General features: G+C 61.1%; 15 protein-coding genes, 1 other RNA gene and 1 pseudogene. 11 read left to right on the forward strand and 6 right to left on the reverse strand.

Translation table 11 applies throughout. The features are described from left to right. Positions 1-7 precede the first annotated feature (7 nt). The 4 genes from guaD to xdhA form a co-directional block, all read right to left on the reverse strand. A complete protein-coding gene (guaD, locus tag JKP78_RS21910) occupies positions 8-1,312 on the reverse strand; it encodes a guanine deaminase (RefSeq protein ID WP_200627586.1) in 1,305 nt (434 codons plus the stop codon). 10 nt (positions 1,313-1,322) lie between these two features. After that, on the reverse strand, positions 1,323-2,168 hold the full coding sequence (gene xdhC, locus JKP78_RS21915) for a xanthine dehydrogenase accessory protein XdhC (RefSeq protein WP_170030989.1): 846 nt from the start codon (positions 2,166-2,168) through the stop codon (positions 1,323-1,325). 172 nt (positions 2,169-2,340) lie between these two features. Continuing rightward, positions 2,341-4,740 (reverse strand): xanthine dehydrogenase molybdopterin binding subunit, encoded by a 2,400-nt coding sequence (gene xdhB / locus JKP78_RS21920; RefSeq protein ID WP_200627587.1) that lies wholly within the window; start codon positions 4,738-4,740, stop codon positions 2,341-2,343. Beyond that, complete coding sequence (gene xdhA, locus JKP78_RS21925) at positions 4,733-6,187, reverse strand: xanthine dehydrogenase small subunit (RefSeq protein ID WP_186688405.1); 1,455 nt, start codon at positions 6,185-6,187, stop codon at positions 4,733-4,735. Before xdhA ends, xdhB begins: the two co-directional genes overlap by 8 nt. Positions 6,188-6,455: 268 nt before the next feature. Between xdhA and JKP78_RS21930 the strand changes: the two genes are divergently transcribed. From JKP78_RS21930 to JKP78_RS21960, 8 genes and pseudogenes are all read left to right on the forward strand, one after another. After that, positions 6,456-7,115 carry a GntR family transcriptional regulator gene (locus JKP78_RS21930; RefSeq protein ID WP_186688403.1) on the forward strand — a complete coding sequence of 220 codons (660 nt, stop codon included), beginning with the start codon at positions 6,456-6,458 and terminating at the stop codon, positions 7,113-7,115. A 3-nt stretch (positions 7,116-7,118) separates the two neighbouring features. Next, on the forward strand, positions 7,119-10,607 hold the full coding sequence (smc, locus tag JKP78_RS21935; protein WP_200627588.1) for a chromosome segregation protein SMC: 3,489 nt from the start codon (positions 7,119-7,121) through the stop codon (positions 10,605-10,607). Positions 10,608-10,812: 205 nt separating this feature from the next. Further along, positions 10,813-11,703, forward strand: a complete 891-nt coding sequence (zipA, locus tag JKP78_RS21940; RefSeq protein ID WP_200627589.1) for a cell division protein ZipA — start codon at positions 10,813-10,815, stop codon at positions 11,701-11,703. 233 nt (positions 11,704-11,936) lie between these two features. Then, positions 11,937-14,267 (forward strand): NAD-dependent DNA ligase LigA, encoded by a 2,331-nt coding sequence (gene ligA, locus JKP78_RS21945; protein ID WP_186688385.1) that lies wholly within the window; start codon positions 11,937-11,939, stop codon positions 14,265-14,267. Positions 14,268-14,569: 302 nt separating this feature from the next. Further along, positions 14,570-14,666, forward strand: an RNA gene (gene ffs / locus JKP78_RS21950) — signal recognition particle sRNA small type. Between the two features lie 143 nt (positions 14,667-14,809). After that, positions 14,810-14,878: pseudogene (locus tag JKP78_RS25535) on the forward strand (hypothetical protein); the annotation flags it as partial. Positions 14,879-15,175: 297 nt separating this feature from the next. Continuing rightward, a complete protein-coding gene (locus tag JKP78_RS21955; protein WP_234454684.1) occupies positions 15,176-16,222 on the forward strand; it encodes a site-specific integrase in 1,047 nt (348 codons plus the stop codon). A 738-nt stretch (positions 16,223-16,960) separates the two neighbouring features. Beyond that, positions 16,961-17,362 (forward strand): MarR family winged helix-turn-helix transcriptional regulator, encoded by a 402-nt coding sequence (locus JKP78_RS21960; RefSeq protein ID WP_200627591.1) that lies wholly within the window; start codon positions 16,961-16,963, stop codon positions 17,360-17,362. 404 nt (positions 17,363-17,766) lie between these two features. Here JKP78_RS21960 and JKP78_RS21965 read toward each other — a convergent pair whose 3' ends face one another. After that, complete coding sequence (locus JKP78_RS21965) at positions 17,767-18,525, reverse strand: antA/AntB antirepressor family protein (protein ID WP_200627593.1); 759 nt, start codon at positions 18,523-18,525, stop codon at positions 17,767-17,769. Between the two features lie 1,132 nt (positions 18,526-19,657). On the opposite strand from JKP78_RS21965, the gene JKP78_RS21970 reads away from it, so the two are divergent. Genes JKP78_RS21970 through JKP78_RS21980 form a run of 3 tightly spaced genes read left to right on the forward strand, consistent with a single transcriptional unit; the run spans position 19,658 to position 25,671 of the window. Continuing rightward, positions 19,658-21,217 carry a type I restriction-modification system subunit M gene (locus JKP78_RS21970; protein ID WP_200627595.1) on the forward strand — a complete coding sequence of 520 codons (1,560 nt, stop codon included), beginning with the start codon at positions 19,658-19,660 and terminating at the stop codon, positions 21,215-21,217. After that, positions 21,217-22,473, forward strand: coding sequence for a restriction endonuclease subunit S (locus JKP78_RS21975; RefSeq protein WP_200627597.1), 1,257 nt, complete (start codon positions 21,217-21,219; stop codon positions 22,471-22,473). The genes JKP78_RS21970 and JKP78_RS21975 overlap by 1 nt, the downstream gene beginning before the upstream one ends. 15 nt (positions 22,474-22,488) lie before the next feature. Beyond that, positions 22,489-25,671 (forward strand): type I restriction endonuclease subunit R, encoded by a 3,183-nt coding sequence (locus tag JKP78_RS21980; RefSeq protein ID WP_200627601.1) that lies wholly within the window; start codon positions 22,489-22,491, stop codon positions 25,669-25,671. A 51-nt stretch (positions 25,672-25,722) separates the two neighbouring features. Here the strand turns inward: JKP78_RS21980 and JKP78_RS21985 are convergent, their stop codons facing one another. Next, entirely contained in the window at positions 25,723-26,307 is a 585-nt protein-coding gene (locus JKP78_RS21985; RefSeq protein ID WP_200627603.1) for a recombinase family protein, read from the reverse strand. Positions 26,308-26,487 lie beyond the last annotated feature (180 nt).

Consider the following 26,487-nt stretch of genomic DNA (forward strand, 5'->3'; position numbering starts at 1 on the left):
TGTATTATCAGCGCTGGTGCACGCAACGCCCGGCGGCGTAGGTTTCGCGCACGGTGCGATCGTCGCCCAGGGTAGTGAGCACGAACAGTGTCTCTTCAATGCTGTTGGACTGCTGGATCCGGTAGTCCAGCAGCGGCGTGGCCTTGTAGTCCAGCACCACGAAGTCGGCATCGTTACCCGGGCGCAGGCTGCCGATGCGGTCGTCCAGGCGCAGCGCCCGGGCGCCGCCGAGGGTGGCCAGGTACAGCGACTTGTACGGGTGCAGGCGCGCGCCCTGCAGCTGCATCACCTTGTACGCTTCATTGAGGGTGTTGAGCAGCGAGAAGCTGGTGCCGGCGCCGACGTCGGTGCCCAGGCCCACGTTGACCTTGAAGCGCTCGGCCTGCGGCAGGTTGAACAAGCCACTGCCGAGGAACAGGTTGGAGGTGGGGCAGAAGGCCACGGCCGAGCCGGTTTTCGCCAGCCGCTGGCATTCCTCGTCGCACAGGTGCACGCCGTGGGCGAACACCGAGCGTTCGCCCAGCAGCTCGAAGTGGTCGTACACGTCGAGGTAGCCCTTCTGCTCGGGGAACAGTGACTTGACCCAATCGATTTCCTTGAGGTTTTCCGACAGGTGCGTGTGCATGTACACGCCCGGGTGCTCCTTGAGTAACTGGCCGGCCAGGGTCAGCTGTTGCGGGGTGCTGGTCGGGGCGAAGCGCGGGGTGACGGCATAGTGCAGGCGGCCCTTGCCATGCCAGCGCTCGATCAGCGCCTTGCTTTCGGCGTAGCCGGACTCGGCGGTGTCGGTCAGGTAGTCCGGCGCGTTGCGGTCCATCATCACCTTGCCGGCGATCAGGCGCAGGTCCAGGCGCTCGGCCTCTTCGAACAGGGCATTGACCGATTCCGGGTGCACGCTGCCGAACACCAGCGCAGTGGTAGTGCCGTTGCGCAGCAGTTCCTTGAGGAAGATCTTCGCGACCTGGTCGGCGTGATCCTTGTCGGCAAACTGCTTTTCGCAAGGGAAGGTGTAGGTATTCAGCCAGTCCAGCAGCTGTTCGCCGTAGGAGCCGATCATGCCGGTCTGCGGGAAGTGGATATGGGTGTCGATGAAGCCTGGGGTGATCAGCGCGTCCTGGTAGTGCTCGACCGGGATGTCGGCATCCAGGCTCGGCAGCAGTTCGCTGGCATGGCCAACGGCGCGGATGCGGCCATCGTCGACCACCAGCAGGCCGTCCTCGAAGTACTCATGGGAGGCCTCCAGGCCCACCTCGGCCGGGTCGGCGATGCTGTGCAGGATGGCGGCACGGTAGGCTTTGCGGGTAACGGTCATAACACACTCGTCAATGGGCTTGGCTGCGCCGGGAGGGCGGCAGCAACTGGGCAATGGGGCCGGCATTGGCCGCAGCGTCGTGCTGGCCGAAGCAGGCGTTGTAGGTGGCGATGATCTCGGCGGCGATGGACACGGCGATTTCGATGGGCAGCTTGCCCTTGACCTCGGCCAGGCCCATCGGGCAACGCATGCGTGCCAGCACGGCCTCGTCGTAGCCGCGCTCGCGCAGGCGGTGTTCGAACTTGACCCGCTTGGTCTTCGAGCCGATCAGGCCGAACCAGGTGAAGTCGTTGCGCTTGAGGATGGCGGCGCTCAGCTCCAGGTCGAGCTGGTGGTTGTGGGTCATGACGATGCAGTAGCAGCCCGCTGGCAGGCTGGCGACTTCGTCGACCGGTTCCTCGCTGACCACCTTGGTTACCCCGTCGGGCACCAGGGCCGGGAATTCCTGCTCGCGCGAATCGATCCAGCGCACCCGGCAGGGCAGCGCGGCGAGCAAGGGTACCAGAGCGCGGCCGACATGGCCCGCGCCGAACACGGCGATTTGCGCCTGCACGGCGGCCATGGGCTCGAACAGCAGCACGGTGACGCCGCCGCAGCACTGGCCCAGGCTGGCGCCGAGGCTGAAGCGCTCCAGGTGCGGGGTGCTGCGCTGCTCCTCGAGCATCTGCCGGGCGATGTGCAGCGCCTTGTATTCCAGGTGGCCACCGCCGATGGTGTCGAACAGGCCGGTGGCGCTGACGACCATTTTCGAGCCAGCGTTGCGCGGGGTCGAGCCGCGCTCCTCGATGATGGTGACCAGCACGCAGGCTTCGCCACGGGATTGGTGGTCGGCGAGGGCGTTGATCCATTGGTGCATGATGCAGATCCTCTCCAGGGCAACGCGGTCCGCTTTGTGTAGGAGCGGCCTTGTGTCGCGAAAGGGCTGCGCAGCAGCCCCAGAAAGCCATGTTGCTGTTCGAATTTTGGGGCCGCTGCGCGGCCCTTTCGCGACACAAGGCCGCTCCTACAAAAAAAGCGGGCCGGCGGCGTTACTGCGGGACGCTTTCCAGTTCCGGCTCGGCAGGTTGCGCCGCAGCCACCGCCTTGCGCATCTGCTCGCAACCCCACAACACCCGCTCCGGCGTCGCCGGCGCATCGATGGCGGGCTGCACGCGGTAGTCGGCGATGCTGGCCACGGCGTCCTTGATCGCGCACCAGGCCGCGATGCCGAGCATGAACGGTGGTTCGCCCACGGCCTTGGAGTGGAACACGGTGTCCTCCGGGTTCTTGCGGTTTTCCACCAGCTTCACCCGCAGGTCCAGCGGCATGTCGGCCACGGCGGGGATCTTGTAGCTGGCCGGGCCATTGGTCACCAGCTTGCCCTTGGCGTTCCACACCAGTTCTTCGCTGGTCAGCCAGCCCATGCCCTGGATGAAGCCGCCTTCCACCTGGCCAATGTCGATGGCCGGGTTCAACGAAGCGCCCACGTCGTGCAGGATGTCGGCGCGCAGCATCTTGTACTCGCCGGTCAGGGTGTCGACGATCACCTCGACGCAGGCGGCGCCGAAGGCGAAGTAGTAGAACGGCCGGCCACGCGCCTGGTTGCGGTCGTAGTAGATCTTCGGTGTGCGATAGAAGCCAGTGCTGGACAGCGACACCTGGGCGAAGTAGGCCTGCTGCACCAGTTGCTCGAAGCTGACGATCTGGTCGCGCACGCGCACATGGCCGTTACGGAACTCGACGTCTTCCTCGGTTACCTGGTAGTGCCGCGCGGCGAACTCAGTCAGGCGCTGCTTGAGGATTTCGGCGGCATTCTGCGCAGCCTTGCCGTTCAGGTCGGCGCCACTGGAGGCGGCGGTCGGCGAGGTGTTGGGCACCTTGTCGGTGTTTGTGGCAGTAATCTGGATGCGGCTGAAATCGACCTGGAACACCTGCGCCACCACCTGGGCCACCTTGGTGTTCAGGCCCTGGCCCATCTCGGTGCCGCCATGGTTGAGGTGGATGCTGCCGTCGGTATAGATGTGGATCAGCGCACCGGCCTGGTTGAGGAAGGTGGCGGTGAACGAGATGCCGAACTTCACCGGGGTCAGCGCCAGGCCCTTTTTCAGCACCGGGCTGTTGGCATTGAAGCGGCGGATCGATTCGCGGCGCTCGGCATAGTCGCTGCTGGCTTCCAGTTCGGCGGTCATTTCCTCGAGCATGTTGTGCTCGACGGTCTGGTAGTAGTGGGTGACGTTGCGCTCGCGCTTGCCGTAGTAGTTGGCCTTGCGCACCGCCAGCGGATCGCGGCCCAGGTGCCGGGCGATATGGTCCATCACCTGCTCGATGGCGACCATCCCCTGCGGGCCGCCAAAGCCGCGGTACGCGGTGTTGGAGGCGGTGTTGGTCTTGCAGCGGTGGCCGTGCACGGTGGCATCGCCCAGGTAGTAGGCGTTGTCGGAGTGGAACATGGCGCGGTCGACGATCGAGCCGGACAGGTCGGGTGAGTAGCCGCAGTTGCCGGCCAGGTCGAGGTTGATGCCATGCAGGCGGCCGTCGTCATCGAAGCCCACGTCGTACTCGACATAGAAGGGGTGGCGCTTGCCGGTCATGGTCATGTCCTCGACCCTTGGCAGGCGCATCTTGGTCGGTTGCCCGGTCAGGCGCGCAATGACGGCGCACAGGCACGCCGGGCTGGCGGCCTGGGTTTCCTTGCCACCAAAACCGCCACCCATGCGGCGCATGTCCAGCACCACCTTGTTCATCGGCACGTCGAGCACTTCGGCGACCAGCTTCTGCACTTCGGTAGGGTTCTGCGTGGAGCAGTAGACGATCATGCCGCCATCTTCGGTGGGCATTACCGAGGAGATCTGCGTTTCCAGGTAGAAGTGCTCCTGGCCACCGATGTGCAGGGTGCCCTGGAGGCGGTGCGGGGCGGTGGCCAGGGCGGCAGCGGCGTCGCCACGCTGGTGGGTGTGGCTGTCGAGCACGAAGTGCTTGTTGCGCAGTGCTTCGACCACATCCAGCACTGGCTCCAGGTCTTCGTACTCGACGATCGCGGCCATCGCCGCACGGCGTGCGGTGTCGAGATCGCGCGCGGCGACGGCGAGCACCGGCTGGCCGAAGTACTCGACCTTGTCGATGGCCAGCAACGGGTCGCCGGCCACTACCGGGCCGATGTCCTTGAGGCCGGGGATGTCTTCGTGGGTGATGGCGATGCGCACCCCGTCGAAGGCATAGCAGGGCGTGGTGTCGATGCGCAGGATGCGCGCATGGGCGCGATCGGAGGTGCGCGCGTAGACGTGCAACTGGTTGGGGAATTCCAGGCGATCATCGATGTACACCGCCTCGCCGGACACATGCTTGTCAGCGCTCTCATGCTTGACGCTGCGGCCAACCCCGGTGGTCAGGTCCTGGCTGAACAGTGCGGCCATCTCGGCCTGGCTCTTGGCTACGTGATGGTTAGACATAAGCGGTCACCCGGGTTTCGATGTGCGGCGTTTGCTGTTCGATGAAGTACTTGCGCAGCAGGTTCTGCGCGGTCAGCAGGCGGTATTCCTTGCTGGCGCGGAAGTCGCTGAGCGGGGTGAAGTCTTCGGCCAGGGCCTGGCAGGCACGCTCGACGGTGGCCTGGTTCCACGGCTTGCCGCGCAACGCTGCCTCGCAGGCGCGGGCGCGCTTGGGGATGGCCGCCATGCCGCCGAACGCGATGCGCACGCCGCTGACCACACCGTCTTCGATGCTCAGGTTGAAGGCCCCGCACACCGCGGAGATGTCGTCGTCCAGGCGCTTGGATACCTTGTAGGCGCGGAACGCCCAATCGCGGGTGGCGCGTGGCACGATGATCTTCTCGATGAACTCGCTGTCCTGGCGGGCAGTGATGCGGTAGTCGATGAAATAGTCTTCCAGGGCCATCACCCGCTGGCGCTCGCCCTGACGCAGGACGATCTGCGCATCCAGGGCAATCAGCAGGGGTGGCGAGTCGCCGATCGGCGAAGCGTTGCCGATATTGCCACCCAAGGTGCCCTGGTTGCGGATCTGCAGCGAGGCGAAGCGGTGCAGCAGGGCGCCGAAGTCGGGGTACTCCTCGTTGAGCGCGCCGTAACAGTCGGTGAGTGGGGTGGCGGCGCCGATTTCCAGGTGGCTGGCGGTCTTCTCGATGCGCTTGAGTTCGGCCACGTGGCCGACGTAGATCATCACCGGCAAGGTCTTGTGGAACTGGGTGACTTCCAGGGCCAGGTCGGTACCGCCGGCCAGCAGCCGCGCCTCGGGGTGCGAGCTGTACAGGTCGGCCAGGTCGGCCACGGTCAGCGGCACCAGGCAGCGTTTGTCGCCGCTGTTCAGCTCGCCGGTCTGGGTCGGTGCAATCGCCTTGAGGCGGCTGATGGTCTGGGCCTGCTGGGCATCGAACTGGTCGCGGCACGGTTGCCGGCAGCTCTGCTCGGCGGCTTCCAGGATCGGCCGGTAGCCGGTGCAGCGGCACAGGTTGCCGGCCAGGGCTTCCTGGGCCTGGTGCAGGTCGGGGCCGTTGCTGTTCTTCTGCAGGGCGAACAGCGACATGACGAAGCCGGGGGTGCAGAAGCCGCACTGCGAACCATGGCAATCGGCCATGGCCTGTTGCACGCTGTGCAGTTGCCCTTGGTGCTTGAGCCCTTCGACGCTGATCAGTTGCTTGCCGTGCAGCGACGATACGAACGTCAGGCATGAGTTGAGGCTGCGGTAGCGCAGGCTGTCGTTGCCCTGGTCGTCCTGGGTCAGTTCACCGACCACCACGGTGCAGGCGCCGCAGTCACCACTGGCGCAGCCCTCCTTGGTGCCAGGTTTGCCCAGGTGCTCGCGCAGGTACTGCAGCACCGTCATGTTCGGGTCCAGGGCATGCTCACTACGCAGCTCCTGGTTGACGAGAAACTGGATCACGGGGATGGCCTCGCAATGGTTTTATTGTTGTTGGGCGGACTCTAAGCAAGAGCTGTCCTGCTGGTCAATAATTTTCTGACTCAAAGGTCAGGAAATTTTACGTGTCGCTGCCCAACGGTTCACATTGCCCATATGCCAAGCATAGATCGCGCCGGGCGCGGGGTTGCCTGGCGGGTCAAATAAACCACCTGGCCCCTCTGCGCGATTACCGGGCAAGTGCGCTACAATCCGCTGCTTGTGCCCAGTTCACTGATTTTGAAGGACAACCATGACGTTCAAGGCCCCGGACAGCCTCTCCGAGCAGATTGCCGATTACCTGGCCGAACGCATCATCCGCGGCGAACTGGCGCCAGGCGAGCGTATCCAGGAGTTGAAGGTCACCCAGGCGCTCAACGTCAGCCGTGGCTCGGTGCGCGAAGCGCTGCTGATCCTCGAACGCCGGCACCTGGTGGCGATCCTGCCGCGCCGTGGTGCCCACGTGACCGAACTGGACGAGCGCGGGGTCCGCAGCCTGTGTGCGCTGATGAGCGAGTTCTACATCCTGCTGGGCAATGCGGTCGCGCAAAAATGGCGCACTGATGCCGACCTGCGCCCGTTCCTGGACATCCAGCAGCGCCTGCAACGTGCTCATCAGCTGCTTGATATCAAGGCCTTCGTCGCCGACAGTTTCGCGGTGATGCGCGCGGCCTATCCATTCGCCGACAACCCGTTCCTGCAGGAAACCGTGGAAAACCTGCAGCCGGCCATGAGCCGCGCCTACTACCTGGCACTGGATCAGCGCCAGGCCAGCATGAGCGATTACCTCGACCTGTTCGCCCGCCTGCTCGACGCCGTGGTCGCCCGTGACCTGCCGCGCATTCGCGAGGTGCTGACCGCCTACTGCCAGCGCAGCTGCGAACTGGTGCTGGCGGCGCTGGCCCGAGGCTGACCGATGCGCCTGAAGTGCATTCGCCTGGCCGGGTTCAAGTCGTTCGTCGACCCGACCACGGTCAATTTCCCCAGCAACATGGCGGCCGTGGTCGGCCCCAACGGCTGTGGCAAGTCCAACATCATCGATGCCGTGCGCTGGGTGATGGGCGAGAGTTCGGCAAAGAACCTGCGCGGCGAGTCGATGACCGACGTCATCTTCAACGGCTCCAGTGGCCGCAAGCCGGTCAGCCAGGCCAGCATCGAGCTGGTGTTCGACAACAGCGAAACCACGCTGGTCGGCGAATATGCCGCCTATGCCGAAATCTCGATTCGCCGCAAGGTCACCCGTGACGGGCAGAACAGCTACTACCTCAATGGCACCAAGTGCCGGCGCCGCGACATCACCGACATCTTCCTCGGTACCGGCCTGGGGCCGCGCAGTTACTCGATCATCGAACAGGGCATGATCTCCAAGCTGATCGAGGCCAAGCCGGAGGAACTGCGCAACTTCATCGAGGAAGCGGCCGGCATTTCCAAATACAAGGAACGCCGCCGCGAAACCGAGAACCGCATCCGCCGCACCCAGGAGAACCTGGCGCGCCTGACCGACCTGCGCGAAGAGCTGGAACGCCAGCTGGAGCGCTTGCACCGGCAGGCCCAGGCCGCCGAGAAGTACCGCGAGTACAAAGCCCAGGAACGCCAGCTGAAGGCCCGCCTGTCGGCCTTGCGCTGGCGCGACCTGGACGCCCGCGTGCGCCAGCGCGAGGCAGTGATCGGTGACCAGGACGTGTCCCATGAAGCGTTGGTCGCCGAGCAGCGCAACGCCGATGCCACTATCGAGCGCCTGCGCGATAGCCATCACGAATTGTCCGAGCGCTTCAACCAGGTGCAGGGCCGCTTCTATTCCGTGGCGGGGGATATCGCCCGGGTCGAGCAGAGCATCCAGCACGGCCAGCAGCGCCTGCGCCAGTTGCAGGACGATTTCAAGGAAGCCGAGCGCACGCGCTTGGAGACCGAATCGCACCTGGGCCACGACCGCACCCTGCTGGCGACCCTGGGCGAAGAGCTGGCCATGCTCGAGCCCGAGCAGGAAATGACCTTGGCCGCTGCCGAAGAAGCCGCCGCTGCCCTTGAAGAGGCCGAACTGGGCATGCACGGCTGGCAGGAGCAGTGGGACAGCTTCAACAGCCGCTCCGCCGAGCCGCGCCGCCAGGCCGAAGTGCAGCAGGCGCGCCTGGTGCAGCTGGAGGCCAGCCTGGAGCGCTTGGCCGAACGCCAGCGCAAGCTGGGCGAGGAGCGCGAGCAGTTGGGCAGCGATCCGCAGGACGCCGCCATGCTGGAATTGTCCGAGCAGTTGGCCAGCAGCGAAATGTTGCTCGAAGAGCTGCAGTTGTCCGAAGAGCAGGTGGTCGAGCGCCTGGAAGGCCTGCGCCAGCAACTGCACCAGGCCACCCAGGCCCAGCAGCAGGCGCAGGGCGACCTGCAGCGCCTGGGCGGCCGCCTGGCATCACTCGAAGCCTTGCAGCAGGCGGCGCTGGAGCCGGGCGCGGGGGCGGCCGACTGGTTGCACGGCCAAGGCCTTGAACAGCAACCCCGCCTGGCTGAAGGGCTGCGCGTGGAGCCGGGCTGGGAGCTGGCCGTGGAAACGGTGCTTGGCGCCGACTTGCAGGCGGTGCTGGTGGACGATTTCAACCGCCTCGATTTTGCCGGCCTGGAGCAGGGCGAGTTGCGTCTGCTGCTGGCCAGCGGCGACAGTCCTTCGCTGCCCGGCAGCTTGCTGGAAAAGGTCTCCGGCGGTATCGACCTGGCGCCCTGGCTGGGCCAGGTGCGGCCCGTCGAAGACCTGGCACAAGCGCTGGCGCAGCGCGCCTCGCTCGGTGAGGGCCAGAGCCTGGTCAGCCGCGATGGCTATTGGGTAGGCCGGCATTTCCTGCGCATACGCCGTGGTGGTGAGGCCGAAGGCGGGGTGCTGGCACGCGGCCAGGAAATCGAACGCCTCGGCCACGAACAGGCGCAGCAGGAAGCGGCGCTCGAACAACTGGAGCAGCAGTTGCAGGCCCTGCGCGAGCAACAGCTGGGCCTGGAGGAGCAGCGTGAACAACTGCGCCGCCGCACCCAGGAAGAAAACCGCCTGCACGGTGAGCTGAAGGCCAGCCTGTCGGCCGGCCGCGCGCGCGCCGAGCAGGTCGAACTGCGTCGCCGGCGCCTGCAGGAAGAACTGGCCGAGCTGGAAGAACAGCGCGCCCTCGAGCACGAACAACTGGGCGAAGCACGCCTGTTGCTGCAGGAAGCCTTGGAGCTGATGGCCCAGGACACCGAGCAGCGCGAGCAGTTGATGGCCCGCCGCGACACCCTGCGCGAAAGTCTCGACCGCGTGCGCCAGGAGGCTCGCCAGCACAAGGACCACGCCCACCAGCTGGCCGTGCGCCTGGGCTCGCTGCGCGCCCAGCACGATTCCACCCGGCAGGCCCTGGAGCGCCTGGAGCAGCAGGCGGCGCGCCTGACCGAGCGCCAGGAGCAATTGAGCCTGAACCTGGAAGAAGGCGCGGCGCCGCTGGAGGAGTTGCGCCTGAAGCTCGAAGCGCTGCTGGAGCAGCGCATGGGCGTCGACGAGGAAATGCGCCTGGCCCGCCTGCACATGGACGAAGCGGACCGTGAGCTGCGCGACGCGGAGAAGCGCCGCACCCAGGCCGAGCAGCAAGCGCAGCTGCTGCGTGGCCAGCTGGAGCAGTTGCGCCTGGAGTGCCAGGGCCTGGACGTGCGGCGCAAGACCCTGCAGGAACAGTTGCTGGCCGATGGTTACGACCTGCAAGGCGTGCTCGCCACCCTCGAGGCCGACGCCACCGAGCAAGGCACTGAACAGGAGCTGGAGCAGCTCGATGCGCGAATCCAGCGCCTGGGGGCGATCAACCTGGCGGCCATCGAAGAGTACCAGCAGCAGTCCGAGCGCAAGCGCTACCTGGATGCCCAGGACGCCGACCTGGTCGAGGCGCTGGAGACCCTGGAAAACGTCATCCGCAAGATCGACAAGGAAACCCGCAACCGCTTCAAGGATACCTTTGATCAGATAAATGCCGGATTACAGGCACTTTTCCCAAAAGTTTTCGGTGGTGGCAGCGCTTATCTGGAACTGACGGGCGAAGATTTACTCGATACAGGGGTAACGATCATGGCGCGACCACCGGGCAAGAAGAACAGCACCATCCATCTGCTGTCCGGCGGCGAAAAGGCACTGACCGCATTGGCGCTGGTGTTTGCCATCTTCAAGTTGAACCCCGCACCGTTCTGCATGCTCGACGAGGTCGATGCGCCGCTGGACGATGCCAACGTCGGGCGTTATGCCCGCCTGGTCAAGGAAATGAGTGAAAGCGTGCAGTTCATCTACATCACCCATAACAAGATCGCGATGGAGATGGCCGACCAGCTGATGGGCGTGACCATGCATGAACCGGGCTGTTCACGGCTGGTAGCGGTGGATGTGGAGGAGGCCATGGCCATGGTCGATGCCTGATAGGCGGCGACGGGGCATATTCTGAAGCGAAATGCCCCCGCCATGTGCGACAGACGGTGTAAAGTTGTCTTTGGTCGTGCTAGCTTAATGTCACTCGTTTTTTGCGTGGGTAAAAACGCCTGTCAGAACATAGAGTTGGCGCCACGTGTTAAAGGGCTTTGAACCCTTTGTTTTCAAGCATATTTTTATAGAGGCACGGGATTACATGGAAATCGGTCTGCGCGAGTGGCTGATCGTCATCGGCATCATTGTCATTGCCGGGATTCTTTTCGACGGCTGGCGCCGCATGCGCGGCGGCAAAGGCAAGTTGAAATTCCGTCTGGATCGCAGCTATTCCAACCTGCCGGACGAAGAGGGCAATGCCGAAGTGCTTGGCCCGTCGCGGGTGCTGGAAACCCACAAGGAGCCTGAGCTGGACGAAAGCGACCTGCCGTCGCTCAGCGCTTCTGCGCGCGACCGCGAGCGTGAACCCAGGCCGGCCAAGGCCAGCAAGCGCGGCAAGCGTGCCACGGCTGCTGCCGAGGCCCAGCAGGGCGACCTGAACCTGAGCGCCGAACCGCGTGAAGCCGACCTGTTTGCCGACAGCGACGAAGACTTTGCCGCACAGAACACCCGCAGCAGCAACCCGGCGCCTGCCAGCAGCAGCGTCAAGGAACTGCCACCGGCCGAGGAAGTGCTGGTGATCAGCGTGATCTCCCGCGACGAGGGTGGCTTCAAGGGCCCGGCCCTGCTGCAGAACATCCTGGAGAGTGGCCTGCGCTTCGGCGAAATGGACATCTTCCACCGGCACGAAAGCATGGCCGGCCACGGCGAAGTGCTGTTCTCCATGGCCAACGCGGTCAAGCCTGGCGTATTCGACCTGGACGATATCGACCACTTCAGCACCCGTGCGGTGAGCTTCTTCCTCGGCCTGCCGGGGCCGCGTCATCCGAAGCAGGCTTTCGATGTGATGGTGGCTGCGGCGCGCAAGCTGGCCCACGAACTGAACGGCGAGCTCAAGGACGACCAGCGCAGCGTGCTGACCGCCCAGACCATCGAGCACTATCGCCAGCGTATCGTCGAATTCGAGCGCCGTGCGCTGACGCAGAAGCGCTGACAGATCCAGACGAAAGAGCAGCCTGAGGGCGTGCTGGGCGGTTCGGGTGTTGCTGTTGCCTGTGCCGGCCTCTTCGCGGGTAAACCCGCTCCCACAAGTACACCACAAGCCTCAAGCAGTGATGTACCTGTGGGAGCGGGTTTACCCGCGAAGGGGTCGGCACCGGCAGTAGGCACCCCAATCCCGGCATTGCCCTCGAGCTGCTCTTTTGCTTTGCAAGAGAAGACGACCCCATGACCGCCGAATCCCGTATCCACGAACTCCGTCACCAGCTCGACCAGCACAACTACCGCTACTATGTGCTCGACGAGCCCAGCGTGCCCGACGCCGAATACGACCGCCTGTTCAACGAGCTGAAGGCGCTTGAAGCCGAGCACCCGCACCTGGTGACCCCCGACTCGCCGACCCAGCGCGTCGGCGGCGCGGCCCTGGCTGCGTTCAGCCAGGTACGCCACGAAGTGCCGATGCTGAGCCTGGGCAACGCCTTTGAAGAAGCTGACCTGCGTGAGTTCGGCCGCCGTGTGGTCGATGGCCTCGACCAGCCCGGTGCAATCGACTACAGCTGCGAGCCCAAGCTCGACGGCCTGGCCGTGAGCCTGCTGTACCGTGACGGCCTGTTGGTGCAGGGCGCCACCCGTGGCGACGGCACTACCGGCGAAGACATCAGCGCCAACGTGCGCACCGTGCGCAACATCCCGCTCAGGCTGCAGGGCGAGGGTTGGCCGGCGGTGCTGGAAGTGCGTGGCGAGGTGTACATGAGCAAGGCCGGTTTCGAGCGGCTCAACGCCGCCCAGGCCGAAGCCGGTGGCAAGACCTTCGCCAACCCGCGCAACGCCGCCGCCGGCAGCCTGCGCCAGCTGGACTCGAAGATCACCGCCAGCCGCCCGCTGGAGTTCTGCTGCTATGGCGTCGGTCAGGTGTCCGCGAGCATCGGCGACAGCCACATCGGCATCCTCGAGCAGCTCAAGGCCTGGGGCTTGCCGATCAGCCGCGAGCTCAAGCACGCTGCCGGCATCGAAGAGTGCCTGGCCTACTACCGCGACATTGGCGAGCGACGCAACAGCCTGCCCTATGAGATCGACGGCGTGGTATTCAAGGTCAACAGCCTGGCGGCCCAGCGTGAGCTGGGCTTCCGCGCCCGTGAACCGCGCTGGGCGATCGCCCACAAGTTCCCCGCCATGGAAGAGCTGACCGAGGTGCTGGACGTCGAGTTCCAGGTCGGCCGCACTGGCGCGGTGACCCCGGTGGCCCGCCTGAAGCCGGTCAAGGTGGCGGGCGTGACCGTGTCCAACGCCACCCTGCACAACATGGACGAGATCGCGCGCCTGGGCCTGCGCATTGGTGATACGGTGATCATCCGCCGCGCCGGCGACGTGATCCCGCAGGTGATGCAGGTAGTGCTGGAGCGTCGCCCGGCGGAGGCCCGCCCGGTGCAGGTGCCGAGCGAGTGCCCGGTGTGCGGCTCGCAGGTCGAGCGTACCCGGCTGGTCAAGCGCAGCAAGGGCAAGGAAACCACCAGCGAAGGCGCGGTGTACCGCTGCGTCGGTCGCCTGGCCTGCGCCGCCCAGCTCAAGCAGGCGATCATCCATTACGTGTCGCGCCGCGCCATGGATATCGACGGCCTGGGCGAGAAGAGCGTCGAGCAACTGGTCGACGAAGGCCTGATCGGCTCGCCGGCGGACTTGTACAAGCTGGAGTTCGAGCAGATCGTCGGCCTGGAAGGGTTCGCCGAAGTGTCCAGCCGCAAGCTGCTGGATGCCATCGAAGCCAGCAAGCGCCCGAGCCTGGCGCGCTTTATCTATGCCCTGGGCATTCCGGACGTCGGCGAAGAAACCGCCAAGGTGCTGGCCCGTTCGCTGGGCAGCCTGGCGCGCCTCCGGCAGGCGCTGCCGCAAGTGCTCACCTACCTGCCGGACATCGGGCTGGAGGTGGCTTACGAAATTCACAACTTCTTCGAAGACGAGCATAACCAGAAGGTGATCCAGCAACTGCTCGACAGCGGCATGCAGTTGCAGGACGAAGGCGAGCTGGCTGCCGAATTCGCTGCCAGCACGACCCTGGCGGGCATGATCGCCAAGCTCGACATCGCCTCGGTCGGCCCGACCGGTGCTGAAAAGCTGGTGGCCAGGCTCGACAGCCTGGACAAGATCATCGCCGCCGACGGCATCGACCTGCGCCAGGCCTTGGCGGCCAAGCAGGCTGACGCGGTGCGCGAGTTCTTCAAGGATGAAGCCAACCAGAAACTGGCGCGGGACATCGAGGCGCAGTTGCTGGCGTTCGGCATGCACTGGAGCAATGAGAAGAAGGTCGCCGAAGGCTTGCCACTGGCCGGCCAGACCTGGGTACTGACCGGCACCCTGGAGCGCATGAGCCGTGACATTGCCAAGGAAAAGCTGGAAAGCCTGGGAGCGAAGGTGGCCGGTTCGGTGTCCGGCAAGACCCACTGCGTGGTGGCGGGGCCAGGGGCGGGCTCCAAGCTGGCCAAGGCCAGCGAACTGGGGGTGAAGGTACTGGACGAAGACGCCTTCGTTGCCTTCCTGGCCGAGCAGGGCATAGCCGTCTGACGCCCGGCGCAATTTCCTGTAGGAGCGGCCTTGCGTCGCGAAAGGGCCGCAAAGCGGCCCCGGCAATGTTGGCTCGAGACCCCCGTCCAGGCTTGCACGCAAGCCCTGTCTCGCTCAGGCTCTGTAAGGTGACGCGCCCCGTGAAGGTGCGGGCCAATCCGCGAAGAGGTCCGCCCAGGCCTTCTCAATCCGGACAAGTCATTGAGAAATGATGACTTTTTCTCGCCCCAGAGGTTGTATCTGCTCCCAAGACCGGTACAATGGCGCCACTCGCTGCTCAGCGAGCTCTGTAGTGGTGGCCCCATCGGTCCCCCCGCATTGATTACCCGTTAACCTGGTCAGGCCCGGAAGGGAGCAGCCATAGCGGGAACATCGAGTGCCGGGGTGTGGCTGGTGGGGCCGCCTCCATTTATTTAAGTAATTGATTTCTAACGGTTTTTCGCTCCCTAGCACGCAAGTGATCCAAGGGGTGATCCACCGTGTCTTCCGTACCTTCCTACCTCTGGTTGTCCCGACACTCGATCTTTTATTTCAGGATCGTGGTGCCCGAAGTCTTGCGTCCGTTGTTTCCTTGCGCTGAAATCCGTCGCTCTTTGCAGACACGCTGCAAGCGCGAAGCCTTGATCCGTTGCCGTGACTTGCTCCTGCAGGTTCAGCGCCTCTACACCCAAGCCTTTCAAGGTGTTCGGCCTTGCCTTGATGCCTTGCGTGGTGGCTGGGAGGCTGGAGGCAAGCGAGTCGCCAGTTGGGCCTCATGGCTCCGTCAGCAGCAGTTGCTCGAAATGGCGGCTGCTGGAGCGCCCCTACCGGGGCATTGGGGAGCGAATGACAAGGTTGCGCAGGGTAGAGCGGTAGAAGGCTCTCAGAAGCTCCGCAGAGCCTCTACAAGAGCCTCCTCAGGTCAAGGTATGGGATTGGTGCCGGACTCGCCCAGTGCGTCTCCTCGCTTCTCCAAGGTGGTCGAGGAGTGTTTGGGGCAGCAGGAGCGGGAAGGCGTCTCGACCAAGACCATCGACGACAAGCGAGCCGTTGCTGCCCTACTGGTGCGGATCATCGGTGACATGCCCATTGACCTGATCACCCGCCAGGATGCCCGGAAGTTCCGCGAGACAGCCCTCAAGCTGCCTCCGCGCCTCAATCAGCTTCCTGATGGCAAGTCCTTGGAGGAGGTCATTAAGGCGGCAACCAGCACGATCAGCCTCACTACGTTCAACAACTACGTGAAAAACCTGACTACCTTCTTCACCTACGCCATCCGTGAGGGCTACTGCGAGCGCAATCCCTTCGATGGGCTGCGGGTGAAGCAGCGGGGCAAGGTCAGCGAAGAGCGCAGCGTCTTCACCGAGGTGGATCTGCGCCGGTTGTTCTCGAAGGAGGTCTACGCCTCGGCCAGCACCAAGAAGCCGAATCAGTATTGGCTGCCCCTGCTCGGGCTGTACACCGGAGCGAGGCTCAATGAGTTGTGTCAGCTCTACCTCGACGATGTGGTAACCATCAACGGTGTGGACTGCCTCCACATCCGAGCATTGCGACCCGATCAGAAGCTCAAGACTGTATCCTCCGAGCGGCTGGTGCCGATTCACTCCAAGCTGAAGGCGTTAGGTTTTATCGAGTTCATTCAGAAGCAGCGAGCGGCAGGGCACCAGCGGATCTTCCCTGAGCTGACCTGCCACAAGAAGCATGGCTACGCGGCTGCTCCGTCGAAGTGGTTCACCCGTGTTCGTGAGCAGTTGGGCTTCAAGGATGGGGAAGGGCAGAAGGACTTCCATAGCTTCCGTCACACCATCGCCGATCACCTGAAGCAGAAAGGTCTCAGTGAGGCGCTGGTGGGTGGGCTGCTAGGGCATCAGACCGGTGGCATCACCTTCAGCCGCTACGGTAAAGACTTCAGGCCTGAGGTGCTGGCTCCGGTTGTGGAGTCAGTGGACTTCGATGCTGTTGGGTGGCTGCAGTGAGCATTTCATCCCCTCGAAGGTGCGCACGAAGGTGGACAGGGATTCCTGATGCAGCGCCATGCGGTTGTCGAGCTGCTCGTTCTTCTCTGCCAGTTCGGCAGCAAGACGCAGGGCTTCGGGCCGGGACTGTGGGACACGAAAGGCTGCGCCCCTGGCTTGCCCCTCCAGTTCATGGAGACGGTCGATGACCCTGGCGCGGAGCAGAGTGCTGTAGCCGGTCGGATCTCGACCTCGCGGCGCGGCAGGTGAATGGCAGCGGTGTGCCCGCGAGAATCAAACACTTCGTGGACAGTTGTTCGAGCTGGTCGATGGTCTTGGTGAAGGTCTTGAGGATCTTGTTGGGCTGGATCATGCGGGCCTCTCGTCGGTAGGCAAGATCGAGAGGCGAACTATGCGCGTGCGGTTAGTTGGGGTGGTCGGCTGGAGCGCGATGCCGCTTCAGCCTCTATAAAGACTGGCGCTGCCAACTATTTAGTTGTGCATTTAATTCTCCACTGTAAATGATGCGGAAGTGGGAACGTTGAAGCGCCCCAGCACGGTCTGCTATCTGTATCGAGTCTGACAAATGAATCGGAGGATTCAGCCAATGACAGGTAATCAATTTGGCTTCAACGTCTCTATTGGAAAAGCACGCTTTTGCTTATTCATCGGCGACTTGTATGTCCGAGTGCCGAAGTGCTTTGAGTTGGCGTGGAATAGCACTGGTTTCTATTTCGGGAAGGATGGAGCGTGAAGTACATGGAAACCACATTCAGCAAGCAAGCCTTGACTTATGATCGGTATGCACTTGTCCAGCTTTTCAAGGCAATTGAAGAGGTTCGTGGTGTTGATCCCGAGATGCAAGCACAAGGCATCGCACTGTTCCTTTACTCTGCAATCTACCCAGGTTGCACGATGACGGATCTACAGAAGAACCTTGGAATGACCCAATCGTCCTGCTCAAGGAATGTGTCGGCCTTGTCTGAGTGGCATCGTCTCGAAAAGCCAGGGCATGGGCTGCTTGTGGCAACCCCAGATCCGATGGAGCGCCGCAGGAAGATCGTGCGATTGACCGACAAGGGTGAGCAACTGGCCGTCTCGCTGACCGAGGCGGTGATGAATCCGGTTCGACTGTCGTCGTTCTCGAAGGAGGTGCGGTAAAAAAAATAACCCCCAACACCAAGCCGATGTGTCGGCCTCCTGGCTGTCCAGGCGGAGGGTGATGGGGGTGTTGTCTGTTGCTGCTTGTTGGCGTCAGCCGGAGCACTGGAAGGTTCATCTGCTGGGCTGCTTTCCATCTGCGCTTGTCTGCGGCCAGGGTCTCGCTCAGCAGTGGATGCTGGATGGTGCCTTCGGCTGTCGCAGCCATGCCCGAAGCACTCCGTTTCCTGGCCTTTCTCACTTCGCTGGTGATGCTCTTCATGAGCGAGAGCCTTCTGTGGTTCTCTGCTTGGATCTAGCCACCAGCTTGAAGTCTGTCTGCCAGACGAAGCAGAGCAGGTACATCAGGGGAATCAAAGGCCAGAGCAGCAGGGCGCCCAAGAACATCAATTCAGGCAGACGCATCAGGCCACCTCCGCTTGGGTCTTGATGTGGTCGCTCGGGTCGACGCTGGTTCCGTAGGAATGGCTCAGTACTGCCTCGATCTGCGACAGTGTCATGCCGCCAGCCAGCATGGTCAGGGCGGCGTCATAGGCTCGGCTGTACTGATTGAGGTCATCGGGGTTGAGCGAGTCCCGAATGTGACGGCCTATCTTGGCTCGCCATTCGCTGGCGGACAGTCCGGTCATAACGCGGCATACGAGCGACATCAGGCACGCTTTCATCTCCATGGCTTCCTGCCTGACGAGGCTCTTTGGCAGCTCTCCAGACTTAGCCTTTTCGCCAGCGATGACGAACGCCTGATGAGCGACCTGATTGTCGATGCTTGTGAGTATGGAGCCCCGGATCGGGGTATAGCGGATGAGCTTGAAGGCCAGTTCTTCCATGTCGAGGAAGTAGTGCCGCACCTCGCGCCCTTCTGGGGTTTGTGTGCTCATGGCCAAATGCGCCGCGCAGTTACGGCTGAGACTGTAGTCGGTGCGGGGCTTTCGCGATGATGGCGTGCTCTTCTTTACCACCTCCGAATAATGCCCGAACTCGTCCATTATTCTTGCTGCGCCGCGAGAGACCCATTTGTCGAAACGGGCTTCGGGTCTGCCTATTTTTTCCCAGAGCTTCCGGGCATCAATACACGGCTCTGTTCTGCTCTCGACAAAGGGAAGTATCCGGCGAACCCGGATCATTCTCTCGGTCTGTTCCTCGCTGAAGCCAAGAGTCTGCATGACGTGCTTCGGGCAGGTGGAGGGGGTAGTTGAAGGTCTTGCCAGTGCGTTTGCTTTTCATGGCGTAGATCATCCTTTTTGTTCAGCCGTCAGAGTCCCTTCCATCCATGCCACCAGCTCCCATCTACAAGGGAAACACGGACGGCTCGGACGGCCGGACAAAACGGACTGGGTTTGAGGTGGATCTGCAAGGGATGCAGAGTTGATGCTGGTGACTTTCCCAGGAGTTCCCCGGTGCCTGGACGCATCCATGGGCCAAAGCCTGGGCAGCAGTGGTTGCCTAGGTCGCTACTGTGCTGAGGCCAGGGCTGATGGATGACATAGGCGAAAGGGGAAACTCCTGGGCGGAGTCATCTGGAGGTTCATGAAGATGAGCAGGAGGTGGGCTGGCAGAGGGGCTTGGGCTTCCCGACAACCACTGACGGGGATGGTCACTGACAACATCGTCATCGGTGATCATCGATCCTGTGTCAGCAGAGTTGGGGAGGCATCAAGAGCAACTTGCGGTGCAGCTTGAAAAGCAACTGTCAGTGTCTCCGCAAGATAGGCTTGATGCTGTCTCATTGCTTCGTTCTTCATTGATGGATTGATGGTAATGACCATGGATGAAGGACAGCTCAAAGACTCTCATAGAGTGGCTTCGCCATCCACCACTACACCCCGCAAGTCATCGCAGGTAGCCAGCCTCGACTGGGTGCCATCACCTCCCAGCCAGCTATGTCAGGATCGTCATCACCCGTGACTGCTGGCCGATTGGTCGGGGCAGTGAGAGGGGCTGTACGCCTGAAGCTCAAAGTAGCAGTAGGTACTCGGCGGTCGCCTCGCTGGGCTGTTGCCTTTCCCTGGCTCGGTCAGCCCCTCCGGCGGTTTGCGGCGGGGAAGATCGAGCGTCATGGTTGAGGATCGAACGTGCGAGATTGCGCGTTCTTTCCTCCATAACTGTGTATTAATCGATCTTCGTCGAACGTGCTGCGATTTTGCTGATATAGCGTTTGTGGCAAGTCGGCTGCTTTTCTCTGGTAGTAGAGCGCGTGATGGCACTCTGGTCTGCTCCGGTTATAGCCATGCGTTTGATCGGCTCTCGTCTGTAGTAAGCTCTCGGCATTTCTGTATTACTGCGTGGAGATGTGCCTTGGTCACTGGAGATGTAGAGAAGCGTTTGTGGGCTGTAGCTGACCAACTATGGGCCAACACAGGGCTGAGGCCGGGGGAGTTCTCGGTGCCTGTTCTGGGGCTGATCTTCCTGCGATATGCGGAGAAGATGTACGCCGCTGCCGAAGAGAAGCTGGGGCCGATTGGCTCTGGTGGTCGCCGCAAGGTCAGCAAAGATGACTATCTGGCCGAGGGGGTGATCTTCCTTCCAGAGAAGGCCCGCTTCTCCTATCTGCAGACCCTCACCGAGGGCGATGTCATTGGTCTGGCTATCAACGAAGCCATGAAGGCCGTTGAAGAAGAGAACGTCGATCTCAAAGGCGCTCTGCCTCGCAACTACGTCCAGCTGGGCAACAAGGTGCTGCTAGAGCTGATCAAGCTGCTCGGCCCGGTGGACCTCAGCGGGGACGCTTTCGGCAAGGTCTACGAGTACTTCCTGGGCAACTTCGCGCTGAAGGAAGGCCAGAAAGGCGGCGTCTTCTACACCCCCGAGTCCATCGTGAAGCTGATCGTCGAGATCATCGAGCCGTTCCATGGGCGGATCTTCGACCCGGCTTGTGGTTCTGGGGGCATGTTCGCCCAGTCGGCTGACTTCGTGAAACGCCACCACAAGTCTGCGATGGAAGAAATCTCCATCTTCGGCGCCGAGAAAGAGCAGGTCACGGTCAATCTCAACAAGATGAACCTGGCTGTGCATGGCCTATCCGGGGATGTGCGTATCGCCAACACCTACTACGAAGACCCGCATGAGGCCGTTACTCGTGATGGCGGTCGCTTCGACTTCGTCATGGCTAATCCGCCGTTCAACGTATCGGGTGTCGATAAGGAGCGTCTTGAGGGCGACCTGCGCTTCCCGTTCGGTGTACCGAAGACCGACAACGCCAACTACCTCTGGATCCAGCTCTTCTACGCATCGCTGAACAAGAATGGTCGTGCTGGTTTCGTTATGGCGAACTCGGCAGGTGATGCCCGAGGCAGTGAACAGGTCATCCGGCAGAAGCTCATCGAGAGCGGCGCAGTCGATGTGGTCGTTTCGGTCGGCTCGAACTTCTTCTATACCGTGACCTTGCCGTGCACGCTGTGGTTCTTCGACAGGGCGAAAGAACGTGATGCGGAGCGAGCAGACAAGGTTCTCTTTATCGATGCTCGCCACATCTACCGGCAAATCGACCGGGCTCACCGCGACTGGCTGCCTGAACAGATCGAGTTCATTGCCAATATCGTGCGGCTGTATCGAGGTGAGGCTCCAGAGCTAGACCAGGGAAGTGCTGAGTTGCTCGCCGAGAGAGGACTGGGCGATGGCTACGTGAATGTGCCGGGGCTATGCAAGGTTACTAGTCGGGGTGAAATTGAAGCGCAGGGTTGGTCGCTGAACCCTGGACGTTATGTTGGAGCAGCAGCAAGGGAAAGCGAGGATGTAGACTTCGTAGAACGTCTGGAGGAGTTGACCGAAGAGTTTGAAGTTCTAAATGGCGAGGCTAGAGAGTTAGAGTCAGTCATATCATCCAGTTTGGGATTGTTACTTGAGAGTGCGAGCTGATGCTTATGGGGGCGCTCAACGATTGGCGTGAGGTTAGGCTTGAAGATGTTTGTGAGCGTATCACTGTCGGGCATGTTGGCTCGATGGCGAATGAGTATGTAAGTGAAGGTGTCCCTTTTCTTCGCTCGCAGAACATTACTCCTTTCAAGGTCGATTTGCGCGATGTTAAGTACATCACCTCGGAGTTCAATGAAAAGCTAAAGAAGTCTGCGCTGAAGCCGGGGGACGTTGCGGTTGTTCGAACTGGGTATCCCGGAACTGCTGCGGTTATTCCTAGGGCCCTGATGGTTTCAAATTGTTCTGACTTGGTCATAATCCGCCCAGGTGAAGAAATTGATTCATGGTTTTTATCATGCCTCTTTAACTCCGTGTGGGGTAAAAGCATGGTTGCTGGCAATCTGGTTGGGGTTGCTCAACAGCACTTCAATGTTGGTGCTGCCAAAAACCTTCGCATTCGTCTTCCTCCGATTCAGATCCAGCAGACGATTGCATCAATACTTCGAAACTACGACGACCTAATCGAAAACAACACGCGCCGCATCGAGATCCTCGAAGAAATGGCGCGGCGGTTGTACGAGGAGTGGTTCGTTCAGTTCCGCTTTCCGGGGCATGAGGGGGTGGGGTTTAAAGAGAGTGAGCTTGGGCTGATTCCTGAAGGGTGGAAGGTGTCAGCTCTTGATGAGTTTGGTGAAATAATTACTGGAAAAACACCTAGCAAGAATAAGTCGGAGTTTTTTGGGGGGGATTTTCCTTTTATTAAGCTCCCTGATATGCATGGTAATACTTTCATAATTGAAACCACCGAAAAGCTTTCGCAGGAGGGGGTGGGCTCTCAAAAGACGAAAACCATACCGCCTGGCTCCATATGCGTTAGTTGTATTGGTACTGCCGGGGTGGTCGTTATTACTTCTGAGCCCTCTCAGACTAATCAGCAGATAAACTCCATTGTTCCTCGCGCCCCAGAATTGCGTGAGTTTTTGTTTTTTGCAGCCACATCGCTGAAGGGTAAAATAAACAGCTATGGAGCTACGGGCGCTACAATGACTAACCTTAGTCGTGGAAAGTTCTCTTCTCTGCAACTTGTTGAGCCTAAAGAGGATTTGCTGTGCGGCTACAGCAAACTAGTCGCTCCATTTTTTGATAAGATCCTGTGCTTGCAAAAGACCAACCGCAACCTCCGAGCCCAACGAGACCTGCTACTTCCCAGACTAATCTCCGGTGAGATCGACGTATCCGATGTCCCCATGCCGACCTAAAAGGAGTTCAGGCGCATGAGTCCAGCAGCACCGCATTCGCACGACTATTCCGAGGACACTCTGGTCGAGCAGCCAGCCATTGCGCTGTTCGAGTCTCTCGGCTGGAAAACTGGGAACCTCTACGCAGAGTGGACGGGTAGTTCCTCTAGTGAAGGTCGACAGACCCAGCAGGATGTGGTGCTGGAGGGACGTCTTCGGGCTGCACTTTACAAGCTCAATCCTGATCTGCCCAACGGGGCCATCGATCTGGTGGTCGAGGAATTGGCCAGAGATCGCTCCAAGCTGCTGCCGGTCAATGCGAATCAGGAGGTCTACCGGCTGCTGAAGGACGGGGTGCCTGTCTCGGTTACCGATGAGCACGGGCATAACACGCTCAAGGTGGCTAAGGTCATCAACTGGGGCAATGTTGAGGAAAACGACTTCTTCCTAGCCTCCCAGTTCTGGGTTAAGGGGGATCACCACACTCGACGCACTGACCTGCTGGGCTTCGTGAACGGTCTCCCGCTGTTGTTCGTTGAACTGAAGGCGGCGCACAAGGCACTCAAGTCCGCCTACGACGACAACCTGACCGACTACCGCACAGTCATCCCGCAGCTCTTCACTTACAACGGGGCACTGATGCTGTCGAACGGATCCAAGACGGTGGTGGGAAGCACCTTCTCTCCGTGGGAGCATCTGTTCGAGTGGAAGCGGATCAACGATGAGGGGGAAAAGGGGGTCGTCTCCTTGGAGACAGCCATAAGGGGGATCGGTGAGCGGTCCAGGCTGCTGGACATCGTCGAGAACTTCACCGTCTTCGAGGACGTGGCTGGTGGTGTGATCAAGAAGATCGCCAAGAATCACCAGTACCTGGGGGTCAATAAGGCCATCGCCGAGGTCTGGCGTACCAAGGATCGGCCCAAGGATCAGGCCGGGCGGCTTGGCGTCTTCTGGCACACCCAAGGGTCAGGCAAGTCTCTATCGATGGTCTTTTTCGCTCAGAAGATCCTGCGCAAGATCCCAGGTAACTGGACGTTCGTGATCGTCACCGACCGCAATGAACTGGATGAGCAGATCTACAAGACCTTCGCCGCTACTGGTGCTGTAGGTGAAGTCGAGGCCCATGCCACCAGCGGTGTTCACCTCAAGCAGTTGCTCAGTGAAGACCACCGCTACGTCTTCACGCTGATCCAGAAGTTCGGCACCAAGAAAGGCGAAGTCTACCCGCAGCTCTCAGATCGCCAGGACATCATCGTCATCACCGACGAAGCTCACCGTTCCCAGTACGACACCTTGGCCATGAACATGAGGACAGCACTCCCTAATGCCGCCTTCCTGGGCTTCACCGGGACGCCACTGATGGCTGGCGAGGAGAAGACCAAAGAGGTCTTCGGTGACTACATCTCCGTCTATGACTTTGGGCAGTCCATCGCGGACGGTGCCACGGTTCCGCTGTACTATGAGAACCGCATTCCCGAGATGCAGCTCATCAACGACAACCTCAATGAGGACATGGCGGCGTTACTCGAAGAGGCCGAGCTAGATGAGGAGCAGGAGCGCAAAGTCGAGAAGGTCTTCGCTCGTGAGTATCACCTGATCACCCGAGAGGATCGTCTTGAGGCCATCGCCAAGGATTTGGTGAACCACTTCGTTGGTCGTGGTTATCAGGGCAAGGCCATGCTGGTGTGCATCGACAAGGCCACCGCCGTCCGTATGTACAACAAGGTTCAGGATCACTGGAAGACGTATCTGGCTGACCTGAAAGCTCAGCTCGCAAAGGCTCCCAAGGAGCAGCATGAGGAGTTGCAGCACAAGATCCAAGTGATGACATCGACTGACATGGCGGTGGTCGTCTCCCAAGGTCAGAACGAGGTGAAGGAGCTAGCCGACAAAGGGCTGGACATCATCCCGCACCGTAAGCGCATGAACGAGGAGAACCTGGGCGAGAAGTTCAAGGACTCGAAGGATCCTCTTCGGTTGGTCTTCGTGTGCGCCATGTGGATCACCGGCTTTGATGTGCCGTCTTGCTCGACCATCTACCTCGACAAGCCGATGAAGAACCACACCCTGATGCAGACCATCGCTCGGGCCAACCGGAAGTATCCGGGCAAGGAGGCGGGGCTGATCGTCGACTATGTTGGGGTCTTCCGTAAGCTGCAGGAAGCCTTGGCGATCTACGGTGGGGCTTCTTCTGGCGAAGGTGGTGAGGGTGAGCCAATCAAGAACAAGGCCGAGCTGGTCGAGTACTTGAAGCACCTGCTTGCCAGGGGGATCTCGTTCCTGTCCGAGCATGGTGTGAATGCCCAGGCCATCAAGGATGCCCAAGGCTTCGAGAAGGTGGCCAAGCTGGACGATGCTGTTGAGCAACTCATTGCCAATGAGGAAACCAAGAACAGCTTCATGAGCCAGGCCCGGATTGTGTCTCGGGTCTACAGAGCGATTCTTCCCGATCCTGATGCCAATGAGCTTGCTCCTGACGCTGTGCTGATCTCCGTGATTGCCCAGAAGATCAAGGCACTGGCTCCACCCGTCGACATCTCCGAGGTGATGCAGCAGGTCGAGGAATTGCTGGATCGCTCCATCGCTCCGGTGCCTTACATCATCAAGGAAGATGATGATCAGCCACTGCATGACCTCAGCAAGATCGACTTCGAGAAACTCAAGGAGAAGTTCAATCAGGGGCGCAAGCGCACCGAGGCCGAGAAGCTCCGGGCCTTGCTGAGCATGAAACTGGAAACCATGCTGACCGAGAACCCCACTCGCAAGGACTTCATGGAGAAGTTCCAGAAGCTGATCGATGCCTATAACTCTGGCAGCCTGAACATCGAGGTGTTCTTCAAGGAGCTGGTGGATCTCACTGCTGAACTGCAGATGGAGGATCAACGAGCTATCCGCGAGAACCTCTCGGAGGAAGAGCTGGCTCTGTTCGACATCCTGACCAGACCCGTGCCTGAGCTTGCGGAGAAGGAAAGAGCGCAGGTGAAGAAGGTCTGCAAGGAGCTTCTGGAGACACTGAAGGCCGAGAAGCTGGTGCTCGACTGGCGCAAGAAGGATAGGGCCAGAAGTGATGTGCGGCGTACTCTGGAGATCGTCTTCGACCGGGGCTTGCCTGAGAGCTACGACGAGGGGATCTACAACGAGAAATGCGAGCTGGCCTTCCACCACATCTTCACGAGCTACTACGGGGCTGGTGAGAGCGTGTACTCAGCCATGCGGTAACGGTGCGTTGGGGGAGCAAAAAATAATGCACCCCCAAACACGCAACCTCGTCTATACGGCTGCCCCATGTGGCACTCGCAGTCCTCTGCAAGCCCGCTTCACGGCAGCCGTTGAGATCCCCCAGTGCTTGGCGGTATCCGCAATGCTGGCCTCGTTCTCCTTCCTCCAGATGGCCACGGCCTGATCATCAATCATTTTCGGAGCGCCTAGCTTTTTGCCCTGCGCCCTGGCTCGCTCGATCCCGGCCATCTGACGTGCTTTGATGTTTGCTCGCTCCAGTTCTGCTACGGCAGCAAGCATGGTGAGCATGGCCTTGCCGACTGGGCTGGATAGGTCGAAGCCTTCGCGCATCGAGACCACCGTCACGCCCTTGGCTTTCAGGGCATCCACTGTTTCCAGAACGTCGATGGTATCCCTGCCCAGGCGGTCGATAGCTGCCACCACAACCGTGTCTCCCTTCCTGGCATAGGCATTGAGTGCTTTGAAACCCTCGCGTTGCAGTGCCTTGGTGGCCCCGCTGGTGGCCTCATCGGAGAACCACTCATGGATGTTGTAGCGCTGGCTGATGGCGTGGCGCTGGGCTTCGTTGTTCTGTTCAGAAGTGCTGACGCGGACATAGGCAAGTACTGCAGTCATGGATGGATACTCCAGCCTCCAGGTGGGTCGTAATCTAGGATCGGAATGGTGCATGATGGATCAGTGATTTTCAACAGAACCGATCCATGCGGAAGCCGCATTCTCTCGTTGCTCTCTGAAGGCGGTTTGCTTGGTTACAGGTTCACACCTTCTGATCCGGTCTGGGGGCGCGGCTTCCGC

The organism is Pseudomonas sp. LAM2023 (assembly GCF_016620375.1).
Lineage (GTDB): Bacteria > Pseudomonadota > Gammaproteobacteria > Pseudomonadales > Pseudomonadaceae > Aquipseudomonas > Aquipseudomonas anuradhapurensis.